Source organism: Streptomyces sp. NPDC018610 (genome assembly GCF_044391765.1).
In the GTDB taxonomy this organism is placed as follows: domain Bacteria; phylum Actinomycetota; class Actinomycetes; order Streptomycetales; family Streptomycetaceae; genus Streptomyces.
In genome coordinates this window covers 145,622-161,488 of the sequence record NZ_JBISAL010000012.1, presented here as the reverse complement: position 1 = coordinate 161,488, position 15,867 = coordinate 145,622, and the positions used below count along the sequence as shown (strand labels likewise).

The window sequence follows — 15,867 nt, the reverse complement described above, 5'->3', positions numbered from 1 at the left end:
CCCCTGGTCAGCAGGGTCGTGTGGGCCCTAGGATGACGCGCTCACGGACCTTCCCCCGCGGTCCACCGCCCCACCGGTGCCGCCCGACCCCGCGCCGTCGGCAAGCCCCCACCCGGCGGCGCTGCGACGATGGACTCCCAGACCCCACAGTCATCAGCCGAAGGCTCCCCGTCCGCACACACGTTCCAGGTCGACCTGCGTGGTCTGGTGGACCTGCTGTCGCACCACCTGTACTCCAGTCCCCGGGTCTACCTGCGCGAGCTGCTGCAGAACTCCGTGGACGCCGTCACCGCGCGGCGCGCCGAGCAGCCGGACGCGCCCGCCCGGGTGCGGCTGACGGCGGACGGCGGCGCGCTGCGGGTGGAGGACACCGGCATCGGCCTCACCGAGTCCGACGTGCACGAACTGCTCGCCACCATCGGCCGCAGCTCCAAGCGGGCCGACGGGCTGCGCGAGGCCCGGTCGGAGTTCCTCGGCCAGTTCGGGATCGGCCTGCTGGCGTGTTTCGTGGTCGCCGAGCGGATCCGGGTGGTCAGCCGCAGCGCCCGTACGCCGGACGCGGCGCCGGTGGAGTGGACGGCGCGCGACGACGGCTCGTACACGGTGCGGACGCTGCCCGGCTCCGCCCGCCCGGAGCCCGGCACCACGGTGCACCTGACGGCGCGGGCAGGGGCCGGCGAGTGGCTGACCGAGGAACGGGTGCTCGCCCTGGCGCGGGACTTCGGGTCGCTGCTGCCGTACGACGTGCGGGTCGGCGAGGAGCGTGTCACCGGTCTGCCGGCGCCCTGGGACCGTTCGCACCCCTCCCCCGCCGCCCGCCGGGCGGCGCTCGCCCGGCACTGCCACGAGCTGTTCGGCTTCACCCCGCTGGACTCGGTCGACCTGGACGTGCCGCCGGCCGGGGTGCGCGGGGTGGCGTACGTGCTGCCGGCCGCGGTCGGCCCGGCGCAGCGGGCGGGCCACCGGGTGCACCTGAAGGGCATGCTGCTGACCGAGCGGGCCGAACAGCTGCTGCCCGACTGGGCGTTCTTCGTGCGCTGCGTGCTGGACACGGACAGTCTGCGGCCCACCGCCTCGCGGGAGTCGCTGTACGAGGACGAGACGCTGGCCGTCGTGCGGGACGCGCTCGGGGAGCGGATCCGGTCGTGGCTGACGGGACTCGCGGCCGGCGATCCGGAGCGGCTGGCCGCGTTCTTGTCGGTGCACCACCTGGGCGTGAAGTCGCTGGCCCGGCACGACCCGGAGATGCTGCGCACGATGCTGCCCTGGCTGCCCTTCGAGACGAGCGACGGGCGGCTGTCCCTGGAGGAGTTCGCGCAGCGTCACCCGGTGGTGCACTTCACGCGGACGGTGGAGGAGTTCCGGCAGGTCGCGGCGATCGCCTCCGCGCAGGGCGTCGGCGTCGTCAACGGCGGCTACACCTACGACAGCGAGCTGGTCGAGGCGCTGCCGTCGGTGCGGCCGGGGACGGTGGTCGCCGAGCTGGACGCGGACACGGTGACCGCCCACCTCGACTCCGTCGACCCGGCCGAGGAGCTGGCCCTCGGCGGTTTCCTGGCGGCCGCGCGGGCGAGGCTCGACCCGCTGGGCTGCGACGTCGTCCTGCGCGCCTTCCATCCGCTCTCGGTGCCCGCGCTGCACCTGGACGACCGCTCCGCGCGGCACGAGCGGGCCCGCGCCGAGGCCGAGGAGCGGGCCGACGACCTGTGGGCGGGCATCCTCGGTTCGCTGCGGGGCGGCGCGCCGCGGGCGCGGCTGGTGCTCAACCACCTCAACCCGCTGATCCGCCGGATCGCCTCCCTGACGGAGCCGGAGCTGATCGGCACGGCGACGGAGTCCCTGTACGGGCAGGCGCTGCTGATGGCGCAGCGCCCGCTGCGGCCGGCGGACTCGGCACTGCTCAACCGCGCTTTCATCGGCCTGCTGGAATGGGCCACCCACGGGGAGGACGGCCGCCGATGAGTGCGATCACCGATCTGGACTCGCTGCGGCGGGCGATGGCGGAGAACGGCGAGCGGCCCGAGGGACCGGCCCGCAACGCGCGCGCGGAGGAGCTGCTCGCCGAGGCGGAGCGGCTGGGCGTGCCCCTGGGCGTGATCGAGGCGCTCGGGCACCAGCTGAAGGTCTACAACTACAGCTCCGAGAAGGACAAGATGTTCGTCCCCTTCGCGCGGCTGCTGCGCCTGTGGGACGAACGCCCCGAGGACTTCGACGAGTACGAGGCCCATTCGCTGCACTGGGTCTTCAAGTGGATGTCGGCCGGCATGGTGGACCAGCCGCACGTCCCGCTGGCGTCGACGGAGAAGTGGCTCGGCGAGATGGAGCACCGCTACCGGCTCGCCGGGTACAGCGAACGGGCGGTGCGCGGCGCGGAGTTCAGTGTGGCCGCCCATGTGGGGGACGTGGCGCGGGCGGAGCGGGCGTACGCGGCGTGGCTGGCCGCCGACCGGGACCGGATGGCCGACTGCCACGCGTGCGAGCTGCACGCGCAGGGCTGGTGGCAGGCCGAGCGCGGCCGGGACGAGGAGGCGGTACGGCTGTGGCGGCCGGTGCTGGAGGGGGAGTTCTCCTGCGCGCACGAGCCGCACACGGTGCTCGCGTCGTCGCTGCTGCCGCTGCTGCGGCTGGGCCGCGCGCAGGAGGCGCGCGCCCACCATCTGCGCGGGTTCCGGCTGGTGCGGCCGATGGAGAGCATGCGTGCCGCGTACGCCGCCCACGTGGAGTTCTGCGCGCTGACCGGCAACGAGGCGCGCGCCCTGGAGCTGCTGGCCGAGCGTCCGGCGTACTTCACCGACTCCGGGCATCCGCGCAGCCGGCTCGACTTCCTGGCGGTGGTGGCGCTGTTGATGGAGCGCCTGGTGGAGCTGGGGCTGGGCGGGCAGGCGGTGCCGGGGCCGGCGGGGCGTTCCTGGACGGCCGCCCGACTGGCCGTCCACGCGCGCGGGCAGGCCGAGGCGCTGGCTGCCCGGTTCGACGCGCGCAACGGCACGTCCCACGTCGGCGAGTGGACACGCGCGCGTATGGCGCGGCGGCCGCTGCTGGAGCGGCTGCCGCTGGGCGTGCGCACGGCCCGGCCGGTGGCCGCCCGGCCCGCCGCGGCGCGGCCCGCCGCCGTGGCCGCCGCTCCCGCCGGGCCGAAGCCGGCCGCCCTGGCCGAGCTGGTGGCCGAGGCACGGCGGCTGTCGGACACGCTGCGGCCGCACGCCGTGGAGGCGTGGGCGGCGGTGGCGCGGGCCGCCGAGAGCGCCGGGGACGCCGGGCTGACCGACCGGGACCGGGCCGAGATCGCCGAGCACGAGGCGATGGACCGGGGCCCCGAGGGCGCGCCGCTCTTCGAGCGGGCCGCCGGGCTGTACGCGGCGGCGGGCGATCCGGGCGAGGCGCTGGCCGCCCGCGCTCGTGCGGCGTACGTACGGGCGCTGTCGGGCGACCCGGAGGGCGCGCTCGCCGAGGTCGCCGGGCCGTACGAGGCGGTCCTCGCGCTGTACGCCGAGGAGGGCACCGGGGTGCGGCAGACCGCGTCCGTGCTGACGGCGCGGGCGCGGATCCTGATGCGGCCGGTGCACGAGGCGGACGGCCCGGTCGATCCGCCGGTCCTGGCCGCGGCCGAGGAGGCCGCGCGGGAGGTGCTGGCGCTCGTCGGGGGCCGCACCGGCGAGGACGTACGGCTGGCCGCGCGGTCGGCGGAGGCGCGGGCGATGCTCGCGGAGGTGGCCGCGCGCGCCGGGGACCTGCCGGGCGCCGCCGAGTCGTTCGAGCGGGCGGCGGCGCAGTACGTGGGCGCGGGTCTGCCGTGGTTCGCGGTGGAGTACGAGGCCCGGCTCGCCGCGCTGGTGCACCACCTGGGCGACGCGGCCGGGGCCGAGCGGGCGCTGCGGGCGGCCCTGGAGCACGGCGAGGCGGTGCTGGAGGCCCCCGGCAGGGCCCGGCTGCACCTCCAGCTGGCGGAGGTCCTCGGCGGGCTGGACCGGGTCGCGGAGGCGGCGGACCACGCGCTGGAGGCGGCGCACTGGGCCGACGCGGCGGGCGAGGGGCCGGTGCTCGGCGCGTGGGCCCGGCAGCATCTGGGCGGCCTGCTGCTGCGGCTGGGACGGTGGGCGGAGGCCGCGGAGGTGCTGGAATCGGCGCTCGCGGACCTGAGCGCCCGGACGCACGGCGACGGGGCGGTGGTGCAGACGCGGTGGTGGCTCGGGGACGCCCTGGGCGAGCTGGGCGAGCACCGCGCGGCGGCCGAACAGCGGCTCCAGGCCGCCGAGATCGCCCGGCACTGGCCCGAGCAGCAGGACCACGCGACGCTCGCCCACCTCGCCGCCGAGTCGCTGAGCCACGCGGGACTGCTCGCCGAGGCGGACGCCGCCTACCGGCGCGCGGGCGAGCTGTGGCGGTCGGTGGACAGCGTCCACGGTCTGGTCCGCGCCCTGCGCGCCCGCGCCTGGCTGGCGGCGCGGGGGGACGCGGGCTCGGACGGGGACGCGGGCTCGGACATCGGCTCGGGCTCGGGCGGAGACGCCGGCTCGGACATCGGCTCGGGCTCGGGCGGAGACGCCGGCTCGGACATCGGCTCGGTCGGAGGCTCGGAATCCGGTTCGGGCTCGGAATCCGGTTCGGGCTCCGGCGCGGGCGCGGCGCGGGAGTTGATGGCGGGCGCCGTCGAGGAGTGCCGTACGGCGCTGGGCCGTGCGGCCGACGAGGCGGAGCGGATCCGGCTCACCGACGAACTCGCCCACACACACCGGCAGTTCGGGGACATGCTGGCCCGGTGCGCCGGTGGGGACGGGGCCGTCCTGGAGGAGGCGCTGTCCCAGGTGGAGCAGGCCGTCGCCGTGTTCGCCCGGCTCGGCCCCGACGCCCTGCACGACCGGACCGGCGCGGAACTCGCCGCCGCGCGGCTGGCCGCCGACCTGGGCCGCCCCGCCGAGGCGACGGCGCACGCGCGTGCCGCGCTGACGGCCTGCGAGACCGCGGACGCCGCGGACGACCTGGCCGCGGCCCACCGCGCGGAGGCCTCACGGCTGCTGCGGCGCCTGGAGGAGCGGCGGGGGTCCTGAGCGGCGCACGGGACGCGACGGAACGCCACCGGTGGGCGCGTCGCGCACCGGGGCGGACCGACGGCTCCGCCCGGACGCGGCGGTGCAGCCGTCCGGCGGGCGGTGCGGGGACAGGGGGCGGGCCAGGCCGGTGGTGAGCCGGCGCCCCGGATCCGGCACCGTACGGACGCGTGCGTACGGACGCGCGCCCACGGACACGTCCGTGCCGGGCGTGAGGCCGGTACGGGCACGAAGCCGCTCTGCGTCGCCGTACGGGCAGGCGCGGCCCACGCCGGCGGCCGGGGGCTACTCCACGCCGATGAGGAGCAGGGCGCCCTGTCTGCCGCCGTGGTAGACCACCGTGTCCACGGCCAGGTAGGAGTCGCGCACGCGGCTCTCCAGGCGGGCGGCGACGGTGTCGGGGGCCTCGTCGCCGAGGACGAGGGTGACCAGTTCGCCGCCGGCGGCGAGCATGCGGTCCAGGACGGTCTCGGCGGTGGCCGTGACGTCCGAGCCGATCACGGCGACGTCGCCGTCGATGAGGCCGAGGACGTCACCGGCCTGGCAGACGCCGGCCGTGGTCCAGGACTCGTGCTCGGCGACGGTGACCTCGGCGTGACGGGTGGCGCCGGCCGCCGAGGTCATCGCGACGACGTCCTCGTCGAAGCGGCGTCCGGGCTCGTGCACGGCGAGGGCGGCGAGACCCTGGACCGCCGAGCGGGTCGGGATGAGGGCGACGCGAACGCCCTCGCCGCGGGCCTGTTCGGCCGCCGCGGCGGCGGTGTCGCGCAGTTCGGCGTCGTTGGGCAGCAGGACCACCTCGCGCGCGTGGGCCCGCCGTACGGCCTCGACCAGCTCGCCGCTGGCCGGGGGCTCCCCGGGACGGGCGAGCACCGTGGTCGCGCCGGCCTCCGCGCACAGGCCGGCCAGGCCCTCGCCGGGGACCACGGCCACCACCGCGCGCTGGGCACGCGCGCGGGGCGGTCGGCCGGGGCCGGCCGCGTGCGCGTCGCCCGTGCCGAAGTGGGTGATCCGGATGCGGTGCGGGCGGCCGGCCTCGACGCCCGCCTCCACGGCCGCGCCGGCGTCGTCGACGTGCACGTGCACGTTCCACAGGCCGTCGCCGCCGACCACGACGAGGGAGTCCCCGAGCCCGTCCAGCCGCTCCCGCAGCCGGGCCACGGCGAGGTCGTCGGCCTCCAGGAGGTAGATCACCTCGAAGGCGGGCCCGTCGGCCGGCGGGACGGCGGACGCGCAGCCGCCCGGCCCGGCCGGCTCCGCCCCGCCGGTTCCGGTCCTGGTTCCCCCGCCGGTCCCGACGGCCGCCCCCGCCGCTTCGGTCTGCGCTCCCCCACCCGTCCCGGACACGCCCTCGACGCCCTCGACACCGGTCTCCGCTCCGGCTTCGCCCGCGTCGGCGCGGCCCGCGCGCGCGTGCGGCACGGTCGGCCGGGCCGCCGCCATGCCGGACGGTGCCGTGCCGGCCTCCGCCCCCGGCGGCCCCCCGGCGACGGCACCGTCCGGCAGCGTCCCGTCCGGAGCCGTCCGGTCAGCGAGCACCCCGCCCGTGACCGCCCCGTCCGAGAACAGCCCGCCCGTGAACGTCTCCCCCGCGACCGACTCCCCCGTGAACGTCTCGACCAGCGCCGCGAGCACCGTCACCAGTCCGCGTCCGCCCGCGTCGACCACGCCGGCGCGCCCCAGGGCCGCCAGCTGGCCGGGGGTCGCGGCCAGGGCCGTGCGCGCGCCCTCGTAGGCGGCCCGCGCGACCGTGCCGCAGTCGCCCTCCGCCCCGGTGGCCGCGTCGGCGGCCGCGGAGGCGACCGTCAGGACCGTGCCCTCGACCGGGTGCGCCACCGCCAGCCGGGCGGAGTCGGCGGCGCGTCGCAGAGCGGTCCGCAGACCGCGCCCGTCGGTGTGAGCACTGTCACCGTCGGCGGCGAGCACCTCGGCCATGCCGCGCAGCAGCTGGGCGAGGATCGTCCCGGAGTTGCCCCGCGCGCCGATGAGCGCGCCGTGCGCCATCGCCCGCGCAGCCTCCGCGACGGACGGTCCGCCGAAGGCGCCCGGGCCGGTCTCGTGGGCGGTGAACACGGCCTCCACCGCCGCGACGGCGGACTCCACGGTCAGGTACAGATTGGTGCCGGTGTCCCCGTCGGCGACGGGATACACATTGATCGCGTCGATCTCCTCGCGCGCCCGGCCCAGCGCCCGCAGGGCCAGCCCGCACCAGGTGCGCACCGCCGGCGCGTCGAACGTCTGCGGCACCTGCGCCACCTGCGCCTCCCTGAGCTGCTGGACTGGACGGCAGCGTAGACCCAGAGGCGGGTCCCGCCGGAAGAGGGCCCGGGCGGAGTCCTCCGGCGCCGTGGTAGTTTCGTGGCACGGAAGCAGTCGTTGTATGCTGCTCCGGTTGCCCGATCCTGATCGGGCTTTCCCCCTGGCAACGCCACTCAGATCAGAGTGCTCCTAGAGCCCCCGATCCCGGCATGCCGGGATCAACCGTAAGTGCATCTGAAGTCTTTGGAGTGACCCGTGGCTGCCAACTGCGACGTCTGCGGCAAGGGGCCGGGCTTCGGCAACAACATCTCGCACTCGCACCGCCGTACGTCCCGTCGCTGGAACCCGAACATCCAGCGTGTGCGTACCGTGGTCGGCGGGACGCCGAAGCGCGTGAACGCCTGCACCTCGTGCATCAAGGCCGGCAAGGTCTCGCGCTGACGCACAGCAACAGCTAAGCGCGCGGCCACTGCTGGTTCGCTGCACTAAGCCGGTCCACCTCTGGTGGGCCGGCTTTTTGCCGTACCCGGCCGCACGGTCCCCGACAAGGGCCCGTGCCGGAGTGGAGCCCGCGGCGCCGCCGGGTCGCCCCGGCGATGCCTGAACGGCCGGCCCGCCGCCCCCGGCCTCTTCGAGAAGCCGGCCGGGGGTGGCCACCACGGCCGACGGCCCGGCTACCCGGCCGCCTGAGGGGTGCGGAAGGTCCAGGCGTGGTCGACGGGGCCGATCCCGCCGCCGAGCGCGAAGCCGGCGGCGATCGCCCCGGTGACGTACTCCTTGGCCGCCGTCACCGCCTCCGGCACGGTCCGTCCCCCGGCGAGCCCGGCGGCGATCGCGGAGGCGAGGGTGCAGCCGGTGCCGTGGGTGTGGCGGTTGTCGTGCCGCGGGGCGCGCAGCCAGTACTCCTCGGCGCCGTCGGTGAGCAGGTCGACGGCGTCCCCGGCGAGGTGACCGCCCTTGACGAGCACCCACTCGGGCCCGAAGGCGAGGACGGCCGCCGCGGCCTCGGGCAGCTGCTCCTCGCGGGTGACGCGCACGCCGGTGAGCTGGGCCACCTCGTCCAGGTTGGGGGTGGCGACGGTCGCCGCGGGCAGCAGCTTCGCGCGCACGGACTCCAGCGCGGAGGCGGCCAGCAGCGGGTCGCCGTGCTTGGAGACGCCGACCGGGTCGACGACCGCCGGCGCGTCGGTCGCGGCGATCAGGTCGGCGACCGTCTCGACCAGTTCCGCCGAGGACAGCATGCCGGTCTTGACCGCCTGGACGCCGATGTCGTCGACGACGCTGCGGTACTGGGCCCGGACCGCCTCGGCGGGCAGCTCCCAGGCGCCCTGCACGCCGAGCGAGTTCTGCGCGGTCACCGCGGTGAGCACGCTCATCCCGTGCACGCCGAGGGCGAGCATGGTCTTCAGGTCGGCCTGGATCCCGGCGCCGCCGCCGGAGTCGGAGCCGGCGACGGTGAGGACTGTGGGCGGTGCGGGCCGGGACGCGGGCACGGGGGCGGGTGCGGGTGCGGGTGCGGCGCTCATGACTCGATGTCCCCGAAGTGGTCCCAGCCGCCCTTCTTGGTCCACGGCGCCCCGTCGACCGTGACCTGGGGCAGGGCCGAGAGGTTGAGCACCTCGCCGATCACCTTCCAGCGGGCCGGCAGCTTCACGTCCGGGGGGAAGGTCGCCACGATCGCGTGGTCCTCTCCCCCGGTCAGCACCCACTGCAGCGGGTCGACGCCGACGGCCTGCCCGATGTCGTTCATCTGCGAGGGGACGTCGATGGCGCCGGAACGGACGTCGATGCGGACCTTGCTGGCCTCCGCGATGTGCCCGAGGTCGGCGATCAGTCCGTCGCTGACGTCGCACATGGCGGTGGCGCCGAGCCCGGCGGCCGCGGGTCCCGCGTGGTAGGGCGGCTCGGGGCGGCGGTGGGCCTCGACGAAGGCGCGCGGCGAGCGGAAGCCTCGGGAGAGCACCGCGTACCCGGCGGCGGACCAGCCCAGCCAGCCGGTGACGGCGACGAGGTCGCCGGGCCGTGCGCCGGCGCGGGTCACCGGCTCGTGGTTGCGCAGGTCGCCGAGGGCGGTGATGGACACCATGATGGTGTCGCCGCGGACCACGTCGCCGCCGACCACGCTGGCGCCGGCGACCTGGCACTCGTCGCGCAGGCCGTCCATCAGCTCGGTGGGCCAGGTGACGGGGAGTTCCGCGGGGACGACCAGGCCGAGCAGCAGCGCCGTCGGCACGGCGCCCATGGCGGCGATGTCCGCGAGGTTCTGCGCGGCGGCCTTGCGGCCCACGTCGTAGGCCGTGGACCAGTCGCGGCGGAAGTGCCGGCCCTCCAGGAGTATGTCCGTGCTCGCCACGACCCTTCGGTCGGGCGCGGCCACCACCGCGGCGTCGTCGCCGGGACCGACCCGGACCGCCGGGGTGGTGGTGAGACGGGAGGTGAGCTCCCTGATGAGCCCGAACTCACCGAGCTCACCAACAGTGCCCTTCATAGCCCTTACGCCCCTTCTGTCCCTGTGCGTTCCCCGTCGCGCGTCCACGCGGTCCGCGCCGCGGCCCTGATGACCGTCAACTTCTGTCCTACCTGCACCACGGCGCGCGGGTCACGTCCCGCGCAGGTCTCCCCGCGACGCGCGGCGACGCGATACCGTGGCGTTCCTTTTCCCCACATGATCCTCGTGGCCGCCCTGGAGGTTCCGTGGTACAGGCGTACATCCTGATCCAGACCGAGGTCGGCAAGGCCTCGGCCGTCGCCCAGACGATCAGCGGACTCCCTGGAGTGATCCAGGCGGAGGACGTGACCGGTCCCTACGACGTCATCGTGCGCGCGCAGGCCGACACGGTCGACGACCTGGGCCGCATGGTGGTGGCGAAGGTCCAGCAAGTGGACGGCATCACCCGCACACTGACCTGCCCGGTCGTGCATCTGTAGCCCCCGTCTACCCTTGGGCCGGTGAGCTCTTCTCGTCACCGGCTTTACGGCCTGCCCGCCCTCGCCGCGCTGATCGTCGCCACGGGCTGCTCCTCGAGCGACGACAGTGCCACCGCGGCGGTTCCCAGTCCGGGCGCGGCGGCCGCGAAGCTGTGCCGGGACCTGGACGGGGCGCTGCCGCGGAAGCTGGACGGACTGGGCCGCAAGGACCCCCGGCCCGCCTCCGCGCTGACCGCGGGCTGGGGAAGCCCGGTGATCATACTGCGCTGCGGTGTCCCCCGGCCGCCGAAGATGATCGACCCGAAGGTCGCCGAGGGCAAGGACCGCGACGCGGTGGCGGGCGCGGTCAACGGCGTCGACTGGCTGATGGAGAAGCAGGGCGGCGGCGCGTACCGCTTCACCACCGCCAACCGCAAGGCCTACGTCGAGGTCGAGGTGCCCGAGGGCCGGGACAGCTCCACCGTCCTGGTGGGTCTCGCCCCGGCCGTCAAGAAGGCGATCCCCGAAGGGATCGCCGACTGATCGCCCACCGCCGCGAAAAGGGGGTGCTGTCCCTCAGCGCAGGCCCGTCGAGCGGCGCAGCGCCGCCTGGATGAGACGGTCCACCAGCTCCTCGTAGGAGATGCCGGTGGCCTCCCACATCTTCGGGTACATCGAGATGGGCGTGAAGCCGGGCATGGTGTTGATCTCGTTGATGACGAACCCGCCGTCCTCGGCGAGGAAGAAGTCCGCGCGGACCAGGCCCTCGCAGGAGGCCGCCTCGAACGCCTCCACCGCCAGCCGCCGCACCTCGGCGGTCTGCTCCTCGGTCAGCGGGGCGGGCACGACGCCGGGGGTGGAGTCGATGTACTTGGCCTCGAAGTCGTAGTACGCGTGCTCCTGGGGCGGCGGGATCTCGGCCGGCACGGAGGCGCGCGGGCCGTCCTCGAACTCCAGCACCCCGCACTCGATCTCACGGCCGCGCACCGCGGCCTCCACGAGCACCTTCGGGTCGTGCCGGCGGGCCTCCTCGATCGCCTCGTCGAGGCCGGAGAGGTCGTCCACCTTGGTGATGCCGATCGACGAACCGGCACGGGCGGGCTTCACGAACAGCGGCCAGCCGTGCTCGCCGACGAAGTCGACGATCTTCCCGCGGGCGGCGGCGGGGTCCTGCTCCCACTCGCGCGGCCGGATCACCACGTACGGGCCCACCCTGAGCCCGAAGGAGGTGAACACCCGCTTCATGTACTCCTTGTCCTGGCCGACGGCCGAGGCGAGCACGCCCGAGCCGACGTAGGGCACGCCGGACAGCTCCAGCAGGCCCTGCAGGGTGCCGTCCTCGCCGTAGGGGCCGTGCAGCACCGGGAAGACGACGTCGACCTCGCCGAGCGCCTTGGGCACCGAGCCGGGCTCGGTGTAGACGACCTCGCGGTCGTTCGGGTCGACGGGGAGCACCACGCCGCCCTCGGTGGACTCGGCGAGTTCGTCGACGGTGGGAGTGCGGCGGTCGGTGATCGCCATGCGCTCCGGGTCGTCCGCGGTCAGGGCCCAACGGCCGTCCGTGGTGATGCCGATCGGCAGGACCTCGTACTTGGACCGGTCGATGGCGCGCAGCACCGCTCCGGCGGTGACCACGGAGATCCCGTGTTCGGAGCTGCGTCCGCCGCACACGACGGCCACGCGCGGCTTGCGGGACGGCTGCTCGGGACTCTGGGGGAGGTTCTCGGTGCTCATATCGCGATGAGAGTACCCGGTGGTAGTGCCCCGAGACAGCGTTGGCGAGGCGGGGTCGCTCAGCGTCGCTCGGGCTTCGCGCTGCGCGACATCAGCTCCTTCACCGCGACCACCGGCGACTTGCCCTCGTGCACGATGGCGACCACCGTCTCGGTGATGGGCATGTCGACGCCATGCCGGCGGGCCAGGTCCAGCACCGACTCGCAGGACTTGACACCCTCGGCGGTCTGCTTGGTGACGGCGATGGTCTCCTGGAGGGTCATGCCCTTGCCGAGGTTGGTGCCGAAGGTGTGGTTGCGCGACAGCGGCGAGGAGCAGGTCGCCACCAGGTCGCCGAGGCCGGCCAGTCCGGAGAAGGTGAGCGGGTCGGCGCCCAGCGCCATGCCCAGGCGCGTGGTCTCGGCGAGGCCGCGGGTGATGAGCGAGCCCTTGGCGTTGTCGCCGAGCCCCATGCCGTCCGCGATGCCGACGGCCAGGCCGATCACGTTCTTGACGGCGCCGCCGAGTTCGCAGCCGACGACGTCGGTGTTGGTGTAGGGCCGGAAGTACGGGGTGTGGCAGGCGGCCTGGAGCCGCCGGGCGACCGCCTCGTCGGTGCAGGCCACCACGGCGGCGGCCGGCATGCGCGCGGCGATCTCGCGGGCGAGGTTGGGCCCGGTGACGACGGCGACGCGGTCGGCGGCGACCTCGGTGACGTCCTCGATCACTTCGCTCATGCGCATCGCCGAACCCAGTTCGACGCCCTTCATCAGGGAGACGAGGACGGTGTCCGGCGCGAGCAGCGGAGCCCACTTCGCGAGGTTGTCGCGCATGGTCTGCGAGGGGATGGCGAGGACCGTGAAGTCCGCGTCGCGGGCGGCCTCGGCGGCGTCCGTCGTGGCCCGCACGGTGCGCGGGAGTTCGACGCCGGGCAGGTAGTCCGGGTTGGTCCGCGTGGAGTTGACCGCCTCGACGACGTCCTCGCGGCGGGCCCACAGGGTGACGTCGCAGCCGGCGTCGGCGAGGACCACGGCGAAGGCGGTGCCCCACGACCCGGTCCCGAAGACGGCCGCCTTGACCGGCCGGCTCATGCGCCCTGCCCCTCTTCCCGCACGGCTTCCCGGACGGCCGGCTCCTGCGGGGCGACCGGGACGGCGGCGTCCTGGGTCCGTGCCTGGCCGTGTGCCCGCGCCTGGGCTTGGGCTTGGGCTTGGGCCTGGGTCCTGCGGCGCTGCTCGATCCGCTCTCGGCGCGGGTCGTACGGCACGGCGGGCGCCTTCTCGCCGCGGACCTGCTCCAGCAGGCCGGTGATGGCCGCCATGATGACCTCGGTCGCCTCCTTCAGCACGTCCGGGGTCATCTCCTCGCCGTAGAAGCGCGACAGGTCCACCGGCGGACCGGCCAGCACCTGGTGCGTCTTGCGCGGCAGCAGGTTCGGCTTCTTGGCGTAGGGCGGCAGGAGTTCGTTGGCGCCCCACTGGGCGACCGGGATCACCGGGCACCTGGTCTGCAGGGCGACCCTGGCGGCGCCCGTCTTGCCGGTCATCGGCCAGCCGTCCGGGTCGCGGGTGAGGGTGCCCTCCGGGTAGAAGGCGACGCACTCGCCGCGCTCCACGGCGTCGATGGCGGCGCGGAAGGCGCTCAGCGCGTCCGTGCTCTCGCGGTAGACGGGGATCTGGCCGGTGCCGCGCATGGCGGCGCCCACGAGTCCCTTCTTGAAAAGCCCGCTCTTCGCGAGGAATCGCGGGACCCGCCCGGTGTTGTACTGAAAGTGGGCGTAGGCGAAGGGGTCGATGTGCGAATTGTGATTCACCACGGTGATGAATCCGCCATCGGCCGGAATGTTCTCCATTCCGCGCCAGTCCCGCTTGATCAGAACCACCAGCGGCGGTTTGCAGATCACCGCTGCGAAGCGGTACCAGAAGCCGATTCTGCGGCGGGGCACGCGGACACCTTCCTCTAGGTCTGCCCCCGGGGGCCGGGAGCCGCACAAGTGTCGCCCCAGGCCGCCGGTCTGTCGAGAACACCGTACGCCCGCCCGTCGCCCGCCACCGCCCTTGGAAGGAGCTTCGCGTGCCACCCCCCTGCCCCGGCGGCACCGGCCGACCGGGGAGAATGTCCGGGACGAAGAGAGGGACGAACGCCCGTGCAGTGGACCTTGGTCATCCCCCTGAAGCCCCTGGCGCGGGCCAAGAGCAGGCTCTCGGACACCGCCGGCGACGGGGTCCGTCCGGGCCTCGTCCTCGCCTTCGCGCAGGACACCGTGGCGGCCGCCCTGGCCTGCCCGGCGGTCGCGGATGTGGCGGTCGTCACGGACGACGCGCTGGCCGGGCGGGAGCTGGCGGCGCTGGGCGCCCGGATCGTCGCGGACGCGCCGCGCGCCGGACTGAACGCCGCGCTCGCGCACGGCGCGACGGCGGTACGGGCGGCGCGTCCCGAAAGTCCGGTGGCCGCGCTCAACGCCGATCTCCCGGCACTGCGGCCCGTGGAATTGGCCCGCGTCCTGCGGGCGGCGGCCGAATTCCCGCGCGCCTTTCTCGCGGACGCGGCGCGGGTCGGCACCACCTTGCTGGCGGCGTCGGCCGCCCAGGAATTGCGCCCGGCATTCGAAGGCGCCTCCCGCTTTCGGCACCGCGCCTCGGGAGCCGCGGAACTCGAACTCGACGCCGTGGACTCGGTGCGCCAGGACGTCGACACCGGCGCCGATCTGCGCGCGGCCCTCGCCCTGGGCGTGGGCCCTCGGACGGCCGCGGCCGCCGCGCACCTGCTGATCCCGGAACAGTGAGGCGGCCCGGCCCCGCGACGCCGGGCCGCGGCCCCACGGCGACGGGGGGCGGCCCCGAAAGCGCGTGTGCCGTGACGGCGGCGAGGCCGGCCCCGCGACGGCGCGGGGCGGGGCGCGGCCGGGAGCAGTAGGCTGCGGTCATGCAGGCGACCGCATACACGTACGACCCCGAAAGCCGCAGCGGGCAGGTACTCCTGGACGACGGCACCCCGGTGCCCTTCGCGAGCGCGGCGTTCGACGCGGGCGGTCTGCGGCTGCTGCGCCCGGGCCAGCGGGTGCGGATCGAGACCGCGGGCGAGGGCGAGGCCCTGCGGATCACCCTGGTGACGCTGCAGACCTTCTGAGCGGGCCCGGCGCTCACGGGCCCACGAACGCACCGCGGGCCGGGCTCCCTCAGGAGTCCGGCCCGGCGCAGAGAACCGCGGTGCGCCTACTTGCCGCGAGCGGTGGTCTTCTTGGCGGTGGTCTTGCGGGCGGTCGACTTCTTGGCCGGGGCCTTCTTCGCCGTCGCCTTCTTCGCGGGGGCCTTCTTCGCCGCGGTCTTCTTCGCGGCGCTCGTCGCCGTCGTCTTCTTGGCGGCCGGGGTGGCCTTCTTGGCCGCCGCCGTCGTCGTCTTCTTGGCGGTGGTCTTCTTCGCCGCCGGCGTCGCCTTCTTCGCGGTCGCCTTCTTCGCGGCGGCGGCGGTGGTCTTCTTCGCGGCGGCCTTCTTGCCGGCGGCCTTGGCGATGGTGGGGGGCGGGCCGGACAGGCTGCCCTTGGGCGCCTTCTTCACCGCGATGTCGTTCTTCGGAAGCTTCTTCGAGCCGCTCACCAGGTCCTTGAAGCCCTGGCCGGCCCGGAAGCGGGGAACGGAGGTCTTCTTGACCCGCACCCGCTCACCCGTCTGCGGGTTACGGGCGTAGCGGGCCGGGCGGTCGACCTTCTCGAAGGACCCGAAGCCGGTGACCGAGACCCGGTCTCCCGCGACGACCGCTCGGACGATGGCGTCCAGTACCGCGTCGACGGCGTCGGCTGCCTGCTGCCGGCCGCCCATCTTGTCGGCAATCGCTTCTACGAGCTGCGCCTTGTTCACGTCTTCCCCTTCGGAGACCTCGCCAGAACGAAGATGTTCAAGCTTTTTCGCACGTTAGGCAGATATATACCGCAAATCAAACA

The 15,867-nt window shown here is 74.8% G+C and carries 14 protein-coding genes; 7 read left to right on the top strand and 7 right to left on the bottom strand.

The features are described from left to right. Window positions 1-129 precede the first annotated feature (129 nt). On the top strand, window positions 130-1,962 hold the full coding sequence (locus ACH5A8_RS28890) for an HSP90 family protein (protein ID WP_399006833.1): 1,833 nt from the start codon (window positions 130-132) through the stop codon (window positions 1,960-1,962). Then, complete coding sequence (locus tag ACH5A8_RS28885; protein ID WP_399006831.1) at window positions 1,959-5,048, top strand: tetratricopeptide repeat protein; 3,090 nt, start codon at window positions 1,959-1,961, stop codon at window positions 5,046-5,048. Before ACH5A8_RS28890 ends, ACH5A8_RS28885 begins: the two co-directional genes overlap by 4 nt. Before the next feature lie 285 nt (window positions 5,049-5,333). On the opposite strand, the gene ACH5A8_RS28880 is transcribed toward ACH5A8_RS28885, so the two are convergent. After that, a complete protein-coding gene (locus ACH5A8_RS28880) occupies window positions 5,334-7,304 on the bottom strand; it encodes a DAK2 domain-containing protein (RefSeq protein WP_399006829.1) in 1,971 nt (656 codons plus the stop codon). A 258-nt stretch (window positions 7,305-7,562) separates the two neighbouring features. On the opposite strand from ACH5A8_RS28880, the gene rpmB reads away from it, so the two are divergent. Continuing rightward, window positions 7,563-7,748: a 50S ribosomal protein L28 gene (gene rpmB, locus ACH5A8_RS28875; RefSeq protein ID WP_003993230.1), complete on the top strand. Its 186-nt coding sequence runs from the start codon at window positions 7,563-7,565 to the stop codon at window positions 7,746-7,748. Window positions 7,749-7,981: 233 nt separating this feature from the next. Here rpmB and thiD read toward each other — a convergent pair whose 3' ends face one another. Both thiD and ACH5A8_RS28865 read right to left on the bottom strand, forming a co-directional pair. After that, a complete protein-coding gene (thiD, locus tag ACH5A8_RS28870; protein ID WP_399006827.1) occupies window positions 7,982-8,833 on the bottom strand; it encodes a bifunctional hydroxymethylpyrimidine kinase/phosphomethylpyrimidine kinase in 852 nt (283 codons plus the stop codon). Further along, entirely contained in the window at window positions 8,830-9,795 is a 966-nt protein-coding gene (locus tag ACH5A8_RS28865) for a thiamine-phosphate kinase (protein WP_399006825.1), read from the bottom strand. The genes thiD and ACH5A8_RS28865 overlap by 4 nt, the downstream gene beginning before the upstream one ends. Before the next feature lie 206 nt (window positions 9,796-10,001). On the opposite strand from ACH5A8_RS28865, the gene ACH5A8_RS28860 reads away from it, so the two are divergent. Both ACH5A8_RS28860 and ACH5A8_RS28855 read left to right on the top strand, forming a co-directional pair. Beyond that, window positions 10,002-10,235 carry an Lrp/AsnC family transcriptional regulator gene (locus ACH5A8_RS28860; RefSeq protein ID WP_399006824.1) on the top strand — a complete coding sequence of 78 codons (234 nt, stop codon included), beginning with the start codon at window positions 10,002-10,004 and terminating at the stop codon, window positions 10,233-10,235. Window positions 10,236-10,256: 21 nt separating this feature from the next. Continuing rightward, window positions 10,257-10,757: a DUF3515 domain-containing protein gene (locus ACH5A8_RS28855; protein WP_399006822.1), complete on the top strand. Its 501-nt coding sequence runs from the start codon at window positions 10,257-10,259 to the stop codon at window positions 10,755-10,757. 33 nt (window positions 10,758-10,790) lie between these two features. Here ACH5A8_RS28855 and ACH5A8_RS28850 read toward each other — a convergent pair whose 3' ends face one another. Genes ACH5A8_RS28850 through ACH5A8_RS28840 form a run of 3 tightly spaced genes read right to left on the bottom strand, consistent with a single transcriptional unit; the run spans window position 10,791 to window position 13,872 of the window. Then, window positions 10,791-11,948: a D-alanine--D-alanine ligase family protein gene (locus ACH5A8_RS28850; protein WP_399006820.1), complete on the bottom strand. Its 1,158-nt coding sequence runs from the start codon at window positions 11,946-11,948 to the stop codon at window positions 10,791-10,793. Between the two features lie 59 nt (window positions 11,949-12,007). Beyond that, on the bottom strand, window positions 12,008-13,018 hold the full coding sequence (locus tag ACH5A8_RS28845) for an NAD(P)H-dependent glycerol-3-phosphate dehydrogenase (protein WP_399006818.1): 1,011 nt from the start codon (window positions 13,016-13,018) through the stop codon (window positions 12,008-12,010). Then, a complete protein-coding gene (locus ACH5A8_RS28840) occupies window positions 13,015-13,872 on the bottom strand; it encodes a lysophospholipid acyltransferase family protein (RefSeq protein WP_399006816.1) in 858 nt (285 codons plus the stop codon). Before ACH5A8_RS28840 ends, ACH5A8_RS28845 begins: the two co-directional genes overlap by 4 nt. A gap of 201 nt (window positions 13,873-14,073) precedes the next feature. Between ACH5A8_RS28840 and cofC the strand changes: the two genes are divergently transcribed. Together cofC and ACH5A8_RS28830 are read left to right on the top strand one after the other, a co-directional pair. After that, window positions 14,074-14,712 (top strand): 2-phospho-L-lactate guanylyltransferase, encoded by a 639-nt coding sequence (gene cofC / locus ACH5A8_RS28835; protein ID WP_399006814.1) that lies wholly within the window; start codon window positions 14,074-14,076, stop codon window positions 14,710-14,712. A gap of 140 nt (window positions 14,713-14,852) precedes the next feature. Next, window positions 14,853-15,056 carry a hypothetical protein gene (locus tag ACH5A8_RS28830; protein ID WP_399006812.1) on the top strand — a complete coding sequence of 68 codons (204 nt, stop codon included), beginning with the start codon at window positions 14,853-14,855 and terminating at the stop codon, window positions 15,054-15,056. A gap of 86 nt (window positions 15,057-15,142) precedes the next feature. Here ACH5A8_RS28830 and ACH5A8_RS28825 read toward each other — a convergent pair whose 3' ends face one another. Then, complete coding sequence (locus ACH5A8_RS28825; protein WP_399006810.1) at window positions 15,143-15,784, bottom strand: HU family DNA-binding protein; 642 nt, start codon at window positions 15,782-15,784, stop codon at window positions 15,143-15,145. Window positions 15,785-15,867: the final 83 nt, after the last annotated feature.